Annotated in this window: 11 protein-coding genes; 5 read left to right on the forward strand and 6 right to left on the reverse strand. The window is 68.2% G+C overall.

The genetic code is table 11. From position 1 onward, the window contains the following. Nucleotides 1-104 precede the first annotated feature (104 nt). Entirely contained in the window at nt 105-992 is an 888-nt protein-coding gene (locus ABE571_RS17285; protein ID WP_346494283.1) for a D-2-hydroxyacid dehydrogenase family protein, read from the forward strand. Nucleotides 993-998: 6 nt separating this feature from the next. Here the strand turns inward: ABE571_RS17285 and ABE571_RS17290 are convergent, their stop codons facing one another. The 3 genes from ABE571_RS17290 to hemH all read right to left on the reverse strand — a co-directional run bounded on the left by ABE571_RS17290 (nt 999) and on the right by hemH (nt 4,907). Then, on the reverse strand, nt 999-2,735 hold the full coding sequence (locus ABE571_RS17290; RefSeq protein ID WP_313211938.1) for a methyl-accepting chemotaxis protein: 1,737 nt from the start codon (nt 2,733-2,735) through the stop codon (nt 999-1,001). A gap of 364 nt (nt 2,736-3,099) precedes the next feature. After that, on the reverse strand, nt 3,100-3,948 hold the full coding sequence (locus tag ABE571_RS17295) for an alpha/beta hydrolase (RefSeq protein WP_313211937.1): 849 nt from the start codon (nt 3,946-3,948) through the stop codon (nt 3,100-3,102). After that, nucleotides 3,945-4,907: a ferrochelatase gene (gene hemH / locus ABE571_RS17300; protein WP_313211936.1), complete on the reverse strand. Its 963-nt coding sequence runs from the start codon at nt 4,905-4,907 to the stop codon at nt 3,945-3,947. The genes ABE571_RS17295 and hemH overlap by 4 nt, the downstream gene beginning before the upstream one ends. A gap of 187 nt (nt 4,908-5,094) precedes the next feature. Between hemH and ABE571_RS17305 the strand changes: the two genes are divergently transcribed. From ABE571_RS17305 to tatC, 4 genes are all read left to right on the forward strand, one after another. Further along, nucleotides 5,095-5,991 (forward strand): YSC84-related protein, encoded by an 897-nt coding sequence (locus ABE571_RS17305; RefSeq protein ID WP_313211935.1) that lies wholly within the window; start codon nt 5,095-5,097, stop codon nt 5,989-5,991. Nucleotides 5,992-6,066: 75 nt separating this feature from the next. Then, on the forward strand, nt 6,067-6,294 hold the full coding sequence (gene tatA / locus ABE571_RS17310; RefSeq protein ID WP_019185586.1) for a Sec-independent protein translocase subunit TatA: 228 nt from the start codon (nt 6,067-6,069) through the stop codon (nt 6,292-6,294). Nucleotides 6,295-6,309: 15 nt separating this feature from the next. After that, complete coding sequence (gene tatB / locus ABE571_RS17315; protein WP_346494274.1) at nt 6,310-6,852, forward strand: Sec-independent protein translocase protein TatB; 543 nt, start codon at nt 6,310-6,312, stop codon at nt 6,850-6,852. Further along, nucleotides 6,849-7,598, forward strand: a complete 750-nt coding sequence (gene tatC / locus ABE571_RS17320) for a twin-arginine translocase subunit TatC (RefSeq protein ID WP_102788725.1) — start codon at nt 6,849-6,851, stop codon at nt 7,596-7,598. Before tatB ends, tatC begins: the two co-directional genes overlap by 4 nt. Nucleotides 7,599-7,640: 42 nt before the next feature. Here the strand turns inward: tatC and ABE571_RS17325 are convergent, their stop codons facing one another. From ABE571_RS17325 to ABE571_RS17335, 3 genes are all read right to left on the reverse strand, one after another. After that, nucleotides 7,641-8,540, reverse strand: coding sequence for a BPSS1780 family membrane protein (locus tag ABE571_RS17325; protein WP_152152029.1), 900 nt, complete (start codon nt 8,538-8,540; stop codon nt 7,641-7,643). A gap of 135 nt (nt 8,541-8,675) precedes the next feature. Next, nucleotides 8,676-9,395 (reverse strand): glutamine amidotransferase, encoded by a 720-nt coding sequence (locus tag ABE571_RS17330; RefSeq protein WP_313211932.1) that lies wholly within the window; start codon nt 9,393-9,395, stop codon nt 8,676-8,678. Next, nucleotides 9,367-11,205, reverse strand: coding sequence for an ATPase, T2SS/T4P/T4SS family (locus ABE571_RS17335; RefSeq protein ID WP_313211931.1), 1,839 nt, complete (start codon nt 11,203-11,205; stop codon nt 9,367-9,369). The genes ABE571_RS17330 and ABE571_RS17335 overlap by 29 nt, the downstream gene beginning before the upstream one ends. Nucleotides 11,206-11,261: the final 56 nt, after the last annotated feature.

The raw sequence follows: 11,261 nt of genomic DNA on the forward strand, positions 1-11,261 counted from the left end.
ATCCCATCCCGAACTCGGAAGTGAAACGCAGCTGCGCCGATGGTAGTGTGGCCTAAGCCATGCGAGAGTAGGTCATCGCCAGGGTTTTTACCCCGAAAACCCCGCTGCTCACGCAGCGGGGTTTTCTTTTTGTCTGCGTTTCAGCCCCTCCCACCACGGACGCACGGGTCGCCGCGCTCGGCGATGCCGACATCCTGGTGGCCATGCGCGAACGCACACCGATCACCGCGGCACTGTTGGCCCGCCGGCCCTGTCTACGCCTGCTGATCACCAGCGGCATGCGCCATGCGGCCATCGATGTCGCGGCAGCGAAAGCGCAGGGCGTCATCGTCTGCGGCACCGACAGCCATCCCGAGCCTGCCGTGGAGATCACCTGGGCGCTGATCCTCGGCCTGATGCGCCACCTGGTGCCTGAGGCCAATGCATTGCGCAGCGACGGGCCGTGGCAGCAGACGGTCGGCCGTGACCTGCATGGTGCGCGGTTGGGACTGCTGGGAGTGGGGAAGATCGGTCAGCGCGTGGTGCAGATCGGCCAGGCGTTCGGGATGCAGGTCAGTGCAGGGCGTCCGAATCTCGACGCGCCACGTGCGGCGGCGGTGCAATGGGCTACATCGCAGGAGGCCCTGTTCGCTGGCAGCGAGGTGGTGTCGCTGCACCGGGTCCTGGGCGAACGCAGCCCCGCGATCGTGGATGCCGACACGCTGGCCTGCATGCCGGCACACGCATGTCTGATCAATACCGCACGCGCGGGCCGGATCGATCAGCAGGCGTTGATCGACGCCCTGACTGACAAGCGCATCGCCGGTGCTGGCCTGGATGTCTTCGACATCGAACCCCTCCCGGCCGGGCATCCGCTGCGCACATTGCCCAACGTATTGGCGACGCCCCCTCTGGGCTACGTCACCGCGCGCAATTACCGGGACTATTTCGGCCAGGCGGTCGAGACTATCGCCGCCTGGCTGCAGGGCGCGCCGAAACGCGTGCTGGACTGACGCCGGTCAGGCCACCGCGGCCGGGCGGTACGCCTGTTCCTGATGACGGAACACGGCCACTGCCTGGGTCAGGTCGGCAGCCTGCGCCTCCAACAGGCGTGCCGCTGCACTCGCCTCTTCGACCAACGCCGCATTCTGCTGGGTGGCATCGTCCATCTGCGCCACCGTCCGGTTGACCTGATCGATGCCGGCGGCCTGCTCCTGCGAGGCCGAAGAGATCTCGGCCATGATGCCGCTGACACCGGCCACGCTGCTCACAATCTCGCCCATGGTCTGCCCGGCGTCCTGGACCAGGCGCGCGCCGTCGGCAACCTGTACCACGGAGGCATCGATCAGGCCCTTGATCTCCTTGGCGGCCTCGGCCGAACGCTGGGCCAGGCTGCGTACCTCGCTGGCCACCACCGCGAAGCCGCGGCCCTGCTCGCCTGCACGTGCTGCTTCCACGGCGGCGTTGAGGGCAAGAATATTGGTCTGGAAGGCGATCCCGTCGATGACGCGCGTGATGTCGCCGATGCGGTGAGAGGCGGTCTGGATGGCGTCCATGGTGGTCACCACCTCGCTCACCACCCGACTGCCGCGGGTGGCGACGTCATGCGCGCCGTGCGCCAACGCACTGGCCTGGCGCGCGTGTTCGGCATTCTGTCGCACGGTGGAGGTCAGCTCCTCCATCGAGGCGGCGGTTTCCTCCAGATGGGCAGCCTGGCGTTCGGTACGCTCGGACAGATCATCGTTGCCACTGGCGATCTCACTGGCGGCCAGCGAAATCGAGCCGGTGCACTGCTTGATCCGTTCGACCATCGCGGTCAGTTGCTCCGCCGTCGCATTGGCATCGCGCTGCATGGCCTGGAACGACCCGTGGAAGTCGCCCCGCATGCGCTGGTCCAGATCGCCATCGGCCAATGCCGAGAGCATGCGGCGGATCTCACCGACCGTGCCACCCACGCTGTCCAGCAGCTGATTGATGCCGCCGGTCAGGCCGTTGAGGAAGCTCGCGCCTCCGTCCGTGGCCTGCAGCCGGCGATCAAGATCGCCCTTGCTGGCGGCCTCGACGATATCGGCCACGGCATGTTCCAGCAGCAGTTCGTGGGTGCGGTCATGCCATTCCACCGCGAAGCCCTGGCGCTGGCCCTTCGCATCGAATACCGGCGTGACAACCTGGGCGAAGTGCACCGGGCCGATCCGCACACGCCCGTGATGGGTGACCATCAGCGTATTGAGGATGGCGCGGATGCGGTCCGGATTGGCATGGAAACGGTGGATGCTGCTGCCGACCAGGCGCTCGGCGTCGAAGTCGGGGAAGGCCTCACGCAGGCTGGTCTGCTGGTTGCGCAGCAAGCTCACCACCGACTGGTTCACGTAGCGGATCACGTGGTCGTTGTCGGCGATCATCATTGCGGTGCGGGAGACATCCAGTGCCTGCCGGACCTGGGCATCGTGCGTATGTTCGACACTGTCGCGCGCCTGCGCGCGGGCTGCCTCCGCGGCCAGCGAGACCGACCGCACCTCTGCCTGCCGCAACGCCTGGCCCTGCTGCCGCACGCGCAGTGCCACCACGCCCAGCAGCAGCGCCGCGACTGCCACCGGAAGCAGCGCCCAAGGCTGCCGCTGCCAGATCGCGGCGGTTACCGCGGCGGCAAGCAGCACCCCGGCCGAGATCAGATAGGCGGCATCCGTGGACGGCCGGGACGTGCGCGTGCGCAGCAGATCGGGTGGGCGGGAGGTGGCATCGGGCATGGCGGACATGAGGGCTCCAGAATCAGCAGAAAACGGAAGGCCCGCGGCGTGATCGCGCGCAGGCGGATGCCACACCCGTCACCGGCGAAGCGGTGGGTGCAGCAGCGGAAGGAAGCAGGGGGGCACGCGCAGAGCAGGTGCCGGCAGGTGCCGTGTCGGCGGTGGCGATCACCGCCGGCATGGCCCGGTCCTGTGGGCGATGGCACGGCCAATCCGGCATTGCGACGACGTTCCCTGGAAGCCTGGGTGATGCGCGGCTTCGCAACGGCGGAGCAAGCGACGACAGTGCGGCCGACGAAGATCGGCCTGCATCATCGGTATCGGTCGTTGCCGGGATAAGTTGAGTGCGACCGTGTGTCGCACCGTGCAGGGCTTACCCGGCGAGGAAGCCCTGGATCACCTCAGCGACCACCTGCGGATGCTCCATGTGCAGATGATGCGTGCCCGGGAACACCGCCAAGCGGCCTTCGCGCAGCAACGAGATGCGCTGGCTGCGCAACGGCTCCGGGTAATACGACTGCGCTGGCGTGGCGTAGATCACCTGGGTCGGGCATTCGATCGCGGCGAGCAGGTCGTCGATCTGCGCTTCGCTCAGGCGCATCGCGGTGGGCAGCATCAGGCGCTGATCGCTGCACCAGCTGAAACCCCCTTCAACCGGCTTGACGCCGCGTTCGACCAGCAGGCGCGCGCACGGCTCGCTGAGCTGGTTGGCCATCATGCGGGCGCGGATCGGTGCGGCCAGATCGGGGAACACGCGCAGTCTGCGGGTGGGCAGCGCCCGCGCGGCACGCACATGCTCACGCAGGCGCTGTGCGGTTTCATTCTCCGGGCCCCGCAGACCGCCGAGGGCCTCGATCGCGATCAGGCGCTCGACGCGTTCGGGTGCGGCCGCCGCGGTAAGGCTGGCAATGCCGGCGCCCATCGAGTGGCCGAGCAGCACGAAGCGGTCCCAGCCCAGCGCATCAGCGACGTCGAGCACGTGGCAGATCGCACCGGGCGTGTTGTATTGCGTGCCGGGCGGCAGATGCGCGCTGTGGCCGTGGCCGGGCAGATCGATCGCGACCAGCGCCAGATCCGGTAGTTGCGCGGCCAACGGTACGAAGCTGGCCGCGTTGTCGAGCCAGCCATGCAGCGCCAGGACGCGCGTGCCGCCGGTCTCACCCGACCGCAGGCCGGCCACGGTGCTGCCGGCCACCGGCAGCGAGAACGGCTGCAGCGTCATGCCAGCGCCGCGATGCTCAGCCGCGACAGGGCCAGTGCATGCGCGTGCGCGTCGTTGAGGCAGGGGATGTAGCGCATTGTCGCGCCGCGCTCGGCCACGGTCTCGGTAAAGCCCATCGCCACTTCTTCCAGGGTTTCCAGGCAGTCGGTGGCAAAGCCGGGGCAGACCACGTCCATGCTGCGCACGCCCTTCTCGGCCATCGCCCACAGGGTGGGTTCGGCGTAGGGCTGGAGCCACTTCTCACGGCCGAAACGCGATTGGTAGGTCAGCTGCCAGGCATCGTCGGCCAGCTCCAGCGCGTGGGCGATCGCGTGGGCGCTGGCTTCGCAGCGCTGCGGATACGGATCGCCGGCGTCGGCCAGCCGCTGTGGAATGCCGTGGAAGGAAAACACCAGTTTCTCGCCGCGCCCATGCTGCTCCCACCACTGGCGGATGCTGCCGGCGACGGCGGCGACCCAGTCCGGATCGACCGCGTAATCGCGCACCAGGGTCACGGTGACGCCGGGATGCTTCGGCTGCCACTCGCGCACCTGGTCCTCGATCGAGGCGGTGGTGGTGGTCGAATACTGCGGATACAACGGCAGTACCACGATCCGTTTCATGCCTTCGGCGGCCAACCGGTCCAGCTCGGCCGGCAGCGCCGGGGCGCCATAACGCATCGCATGGCGCACCCGCAGATCGGGCATCAGGCCCTGCATGGCCTCGGCCAGCCGGCGCGTGTAAACCATCAGCGGGGAGCCCTCCGGCAGCCAGACCTGGGCGTACTTGGCGGCCGAGCGACCACTGCGCAATGGCAGGATCAGCCCGAACAGCAAGGGTTTCCAGAACAGCGGCGGAATCGCGACCACGCGCGGATCGCTGAGGAATTCAGCCAGGTAGCGACGCACCGCCGGGGCGGTTGGCGTCTCGGGCGTGCCTAGATTGACCGCCAGCACGGCGGTGTCGGGTGCGTCGAGCATGCCGCCATTCTCGCAGGTCTGCGCGATTGGCGGGATGGATTTGGATGATGAACGCGATCCAGCGTGCATATCGATAGCCGGGAATACTCATTGCCGATTCATCGCCGGCCTTCTAACGTCGAGAAGCGTATCGACCCCGGTCGTACCTGCCGCTATCTTGTATGAATCGACTTTCTGGAGCCCACCCATGCGCCGCCTCAGCCTTGTTCTGCTGATCTCCGCCAGCCTGCTGTCGACCCAGGCCATGGCCGGGCCACAGGAGGACCAGCGCGCCCGCAATGCCGTGCGCGTCCTGAATGAAATCCAGGACATCCCCGAGCAGGGGATTCCCGACAAGCTGCTCGACGAAGGCCGAGCGGTCATCGTCATTCCCGATACGATCAAGGCCGGCCTGGTGATCGGCGGCCGTCGCGGCCATGGCTTGATGTCCGTCAAGACGCCCGATGGCAGCTGGTCCAACCCGGTGTTCGTGAAGCTCACCGGCGGCAGCATCGGCTTCCAGGCCGGCGTGCAGTCCTCCGATGTGGTGCTGGTGTTCCGCAACGACCGCAGCCTGGACAATCTCGTCAACGGCAAGTTCACCCTGGGCGCCGATGCCGGCGTCGCCGCCGGACCGGTCGGTCGCAACGCCGCCGCCGCCACCGATGGCCAGCTGAAGGCTGAGATCTGGTCCTGGTCGCGCGCCCGTGGCCTGTTCGCCGGTGTGGCGCTGGATGGCGCCGTGCTGCAGATCGACGATGCCGCCAACCTGGACGCCTACGGCAGCAACACCACGCCGCGCATGGTGTTCGAAGGCCGTGTCGGCGAGCCGCCCTCGGTGGACGTGGTCGCCTTCCGTGATCGCCTGGAGGAAGCCACCTATACCGCCCGCGAGAAGCGCGGCACTGCGGGCAATGCCCCAGCGCCGGCCGCTGCGCCGCGCGCCGCCGCCGTACCGGTTCGACCTGAACAGGCACCTGCCCCGGCCCCTGCTGGCGCGACCACGGCCCCGCTGCAGTCCGTGCCGGCGCAACCGGCCCCGCAGCAGGGCTTCCAGCCGGTTGGCGACGGTGAAGTCCGTACCGAATCGCTGGACGGCAACTGACTTTTGTCACGCGCGCCGGCTTACCGCCGGTGCGCTATGCTCAACCGTCTGATCACTACGTAACGCGAGCGAGTCATGGGCAGTTTCAGCATCTGGCATTGGTTGGTCGTGCTGGTCATCGTTCTGCTGGTGTTCGGCACCAAGAAACTGACCAGCGGCGCCAAGGACCTTGGCAGCGCCGTCAAGGAATTCAAGAAGGGCATGCGCGACGAGGACAAGCCGAACGCGCAGCTCAGCGACAGTTCGCGTCCGCAGGACTCGACGACGACGTCGCAGACCGAGCACGACCGCGACCCGCGCTGATCCGGGCGGCTTGGCGTGTTCGATATCGGTTTCAGTGAACTGCTGGTCATCGCGGTGGTGGCCCTGGTCGTCCTCGGCCCCGAGCGGCTGCCCAAGGCGGCCCGCTTTGCCGGGCTGTGGGTGCGCCGTGCCCGCAACCAGTGGGACTCGGTGAAGCAGGAGCTCGAGCGTGAACTGCACGCCGAAGAGATCAAGCGGCAGTTCGATGATGTGAAAACCTCGATGCGCGATACCGAGTCGCAGCTGCGCGCCAGTGGCGAAGCGGTGCGCCGCGAGGCCGAGCAGATGCGCCAGGACGTGGCACGGCAGGGCGATGACGTCGCCGCGGCTGCGGACGACGAACCGGTGATGACCGGCCCCGCACCAGGTTCCCCGGCCAGCGTGGCCCAGCATGTGGTGGCCCCCGAGGAGGCCGAGCCGCCGCGCGATGCGATGGCGCCGCCGCGCATCGATGGCAGCGCACCGCGTGCAGATCCGCCGGCGGCCCTGCCGCCGTCGACTGACACCGCGCCGCTTACGCCTGTGCCCACGCCGCCGAACGACGAGGCACCGCGATGAGCGAGCATGAAAGCAACGAGAGTTCGCTGGTCGAACACCTGATCGAGCTGCGTGCGCGCCTGGTGCGCGCGTTGATCGGCCTGGGCGTGGTGCTGCTGGGGTTGATGCCGTTCTCGCGGCAGATCTACACGATGATCGCCGAACCGCTGATCTCGCAGCTGCCGAACGGGCAGACGATGATCGCGACCAATCCGGCCGGCGCGTTCTTCGCGCCGTTGAAACTGACCTTCTTCGTGGCGGTGTTCATCGCCGTGCCGTGGCTGCTGTTCCAGCTGTGGTCGTTCGTGGCGCCGGGCCTGTATGCCCGCGAAAAACGCCTGGCCGTACCGTTGCTGGCCTCGTCGGTACTGCTGTTCTATCTGGGCTGCGCGTTCGCGTACTTCCTGGTGTTGCCGGCGGTGTTCCACTTCCTCACCACGTTCCGCCCGGAGGTGATCGCGATCACGCCCGACGCGACGGCGTACCTGGATTTCGTGCTGGCGATCTTCTTCGCCTTCGGCACCAGCTTCGAGCTGCCGGTGGCGATGGTGATCCTGGTGCTGCTGGGCTGGATCACGCCGCAGCAGTTCAAGGAAGGTCGCGGCTATGCGATCGTCGGCATCTTCGTGCTGGCCGCGGTGCTGACGCCGCCGGACGTGGTCTCGCAGCTGATGCTGGCCATTCCGATGTGCCTGCTCTACGAACTGGGCATCCACGCCGCGCGCTGGCTGGTGCCACGCCCGGGCGGGAAAGAGCAGCCGGAGTAAGGCACAAACAAAAACCCCGGCCTCGGCCGGGGTTTTCGTTGATCAGGCGGCGAACACGTTGTTCGGGCCCGGCATCGGCGGCGGGGTCTGCGGCCCCTGCTGGCCGAACATCTGCTTCCACGCCGTGTAGATGGCACCGGCAAAGACCGGCATCACCACGCCCATCAGCAGCAGCTGCGCAACGAACAGCGCGAGCATCGTGCCGCCGATCAACTGCGCGATCAGCGCGACCAGCATCACGCCGAAGTAGATCGCAAACACCGCCACGAAGGCGAGCAGGAAGAACACCAGCATCGCCAGCACGTTGTGCAGGCAGGCGCGCAGGCTCAGGCGCATCGCCTGCAGGCCGTTGCGGTGCTCGAACATCACCTGCGGCGGCAGGGTGAACAGCGCCAGCGCCATGGCCAGGAAGGTGACCACCACCAGTGCCAGCCAGAGCAGGATGCGCATCGCCGGCAGGCTCGCCATCAATTCTTCGATCTGCGCCGGGTCCGGCTGCGCGCCGGACTGGCTGATCGCGTTGAGCTGCACCATCACCTCGCTCAGGTGCTGCAGGCCGCTGCTGCCGATCAGCACCAGCAACAACACGCCCAGGAACAGGCCGGCCACCAGCTGCGGCAGCAGCGAGGCGAGCAGGTTCAAGGCGCGGCCTTCCTGCAGGCCCTGCAGCAAGTGCGACGGCTGCGCGACGCGACCCTGGTCGACTTCGCGCACGGCCCACACCAGGCCGCCGAAGAACAGCGGGCCGGCCAGCGCCATCAACAGCTGCGCCAGGGTACTCAGCGCCGGGCTGACCATCGCCAGCGACATCACCAGCAACGCGGCCACGGCCCAGATCACGCCGAGCAGGCCCAGCGCCAACGGCGCCTTGCGCAGCAGGGTGAAACCCGACACCAGCCATTCCGCGCCGGCGGAGGCCGGCAGCTTGCGAATCTCGCTCATAACATTCCGGGACAGGGGAGAAGGCGCGAACGCCCGATTGCGGTCGATTATCCCTGTTTTCCCGGCGCGTGACCTGAAGGCCGCCCTGCGCGGCGCGGACGCTGCCTTGCGTCCGGGGGCATGCCGGTGCAGCCCTCAGGCGTTGCGTGCCTGGCGGACGAAACGGCGCAGCAGCTGGCGGGCCAGCGGCGCGGCGCTGACGTCGCGGGCGACACTGCGCGCGCAACCGCCGTGCTGGCGGATGCACTCGGCGCGGGCGCGGACGTAGCCGCGCATGTGGTGGGTGGCGAACTCCGGATGGAACTGCACGCCCCAGGCATGTGCGCCCCAGCGGAAGGCGTGGCAGTTGTCCTGCGCCGAGCGTGCCAGGATCGCCGCGCCCTCGGGCGCGCGCAGCACGGTCTGCAGGTGGGTGGCATGGGCCGGGAAGCGCGCCGGCAGGCCGCCGAACAGCGGATCGTCCACCGCCGAAGGATCCAGCGCCAGCTCGATCGTGCCGGACTCGCGGCCGGCCGGGTTGTAGGCCACTTCGCCGCCCAGCGCGTGGGCGAGCAGCTGGTGGCCATAGCAGATGCCGAACACCGGCCGGTCGTCGTGGGCGGCAGCGCGCAGCCACTGCGCGCTGCGTTCGCTCCACTCGGCGCGGTCGGTGACGTAGGCGGCCGAACCGCTGACGATCACCCCGGCAAAATCGCGGTGGCTGGGCAGGGTGCCGCCCTGCTCGACATCGACCACCACGGTCTCGTCGGCGTCCAGCCCGGCCGCGACCCGGATCCAATGCGAAAACCGCCCGTAACGGCGCAGCGAGGCGACGGGTTGGCCGGTTTCAAGAATCAGGAATGGGGCGGAATTCATCCGGGGGAGGCAGGACCGAGAGGACTTCCTCGATTGTAGTCAGCCCTGCCGCTACCTTTTCAAGTCCCGCGCGACGCAGGGTTCGTACCCCTTCAGCACGTGCGGCACGGTTGAAGGCGGCGAGATCCATGTCCGCGCGGATGTGTCGGCGCAGGCTGGAACCCAATGGCAGCAACTCATACAGGCCCACGCGGCCCAGGAAACCGGTGCGTCGGCAGTCGATGCAGCCGACCGGTGCATATGGCGTGGGCGCCTCAGGTAATGCTGCATCGGCATCAGTCAGCACCGCCCATTGCTCGGCCGAGAGCACCGTGGGCACCTTGCAACTGCTGCACAGGGTGCGCACCAGGCGCTGGGCCAGCACCCCGTTGAGGGTGGAGGCGAGCAGGTAATGCGGCACGCCCAGGTCGAGCAGACGGGTGATCGCCGAGGGCGCATCGTTGGTGTGCAGGGTGGACAGCACCAGGTGGCCGGTGAGCGAGGCCTGGACCGCCATCTGCGCGGTCTCCAGATCGCGGATCTCGCCGATCATGATGATGTCCGGGTCCTGCCGCAGCAGGGTGCGCACGCCGCTGGCGAAATCCAGGTCGATGTTGGTCTGCACCTGCATCTGGTTGAACTCCGGTGCGATCATTTCGATCGGGTCTTCCACCGTGCAGACATTCACGTCCGGGGTGGCCAGCCGCTTCAGCGTGGAATACAGGGTGGTGGTCTTGCCCGAGCCGGTCGGCCCGGTGACCAGCACGATGCCGTGCGGGCGCTCGACCAGGGCGGTCCAGCCGGCCGCTTCCTGCGGGCTGAAGCCGAGCTGGTCGATGCTCTTGAAGGCGGCATCCGGGTCGAAGATGCGCATCACGCACTTTTCGCCGAACGCGGTGGGCATGGTCGACAGGCGCATTTCCACTTCGCGCCCGCCCGGGGAGCGGGTCTTGATGCGGCCGTCCTGCGGGCGCCGGCGCTCGGCCAGGTCCATGCGGCCCAGCACCTTGATCCGGCTGACCACGGCGGTCATCACCGCCGGCGGCACCTCGAACACCTTGTGCAGCACGCCATCGATGCGGAAGCGCATGCGGCCCATGTCGCGGCGTGGCTCCAGATGAATGTCCGAGGCGCGCTGCTCGTAGGCGTACTGCAGCAGCCAATCCACGATGTGCACGATGTGCTGGTCGTCGGCGTTGACGTCGCCGGCGCGGCCCAGTTCCACCAGCTGCTCGAAGCTGGGCAGGGTGCTGCTGGTCTCGCCGCGGACATCGCCACGGGCGCCGCGCACCGAGCGCGTCACCCCGTAGAACTCCATGGTGTAGCGGTGCAGATCGAGCGGGTTCACCATCGCCAGCTCGATCCGGCGGCGGCTCAGGTGTTGCAGGTCGCGCAACCATTCCTGGGCCAGCGGCTCGCTGGTGGCGACCAGCACGCGCTCGCTGTCCACCGCCAGCGGCAGGAAGCGGTGGCGGCGGGCATAGGCATGGGAAACCAGGGCGGTGACCGCCGAGACGTCGACCCGGGTCGGGTCCACCCGCAGGTAGCGCACGCCCGCGCGCTGGGCCAGCCACTCGCTCAGGCGCTCCAGGCCGAGCTCACCGCCTGCGCTGGCGCCCAGTTTAAGGTTGGCCAGCAGCACCAGCGGGTGGACCTCGCTGGCATTGCGTGCGCCCGGGGCGGAAAAGCGGATGCGCTCCAGATCGGCGGCGGCGACCAGGCCATCGGCAACCAGGGCTGCGGCGACCTGGTCGAAATCCAGCCGCCCGTGCGGCAGGGGCACGCCCCCGGCAGGGACGCTGGCATAAGCCGCTGGCAGGCGTGGATCCATCCTCCATTTCCCCAGGCACGGAAGGCCCGTGCGGTCGGTCGCTATACTAGCGCACC

Source organism: Stenotrophomonas sp. TWI273 (assembly GCF_039674765.1).
Lineage (GTDB): Bacteria > Pseudomonadota > Gammaproteobacteria > Xanthomonadales > Xanthomonadaceae > Stenotrophomonas.

Excerpts from the sequence above, each read along its gene's own strand:
- ABE571_RS17335 (WP_313211931.1), bottom strand. The coding sequence starts at position 11,205 with ATGGATCCACGCCTGCCAGCGGCTTATGCCAGCGTCCCTGCCGGGGGC.
- tatA (WP_019185586.1), top strand. The coding sequence starts at position 6,067 with ATGGGCAGTTTCAGCATCTGGCATTGGTTGGTCGTGCTGGTCATCGTT.
- ABE571_RS17325 (WP_152152029.1), bottom strand. The coding sequence starts at position 8,540 with ATGAGCGAGATTCGCAAGCTGCCGGCCTCCGCCGGCGCGGAATGGCTG.
- ABE571_RS17330 (WP_313211932.1), bottom strand. The coding sequence starts at position 9,395 with ATGAATTCCGCCCCATTCCTGATTCTTGAAACCGGCCAACCCGTCGCC.
- ABE571_RS17295 (WP_313211937.1), bottom strand. The coding sequence starts at position 3,948 with ATGACGCTGCAGCCGTTCTCGCTGCCGGTGGCCGGCAGCACCGTGGCC.
- ABE571_RS17305 (WP_313211935.1), top strand. The coding sequence starts at position 5,095 with ATGCGCCGCCTCAGCCTTGTTCTGCTGATCTCCGCCAGCCTGCTGTCG.
- ABE571_RS17290 (WP_313211938.1), bottom strand. The coding sequence starts at position 2,735 with ATGTCCGCCATGCCCGATGCCACCTCCCGCCCACCCGATCTGCTGCGC.
- hemH (WP_313211936.1), bottom strand. The coding sequence starts at position 4,907 with ATGCTCGACGCACCCGACACCGCCGTGCTGGCGGTCAATCTAGGCACG.
- tatC (WP_102788725.1), top strand. The coding sequence starts at position 6,849 with ATGAGCGAGCATGAAAGCAACGAGAGTTCGCTGGTCGAACACCTGATC.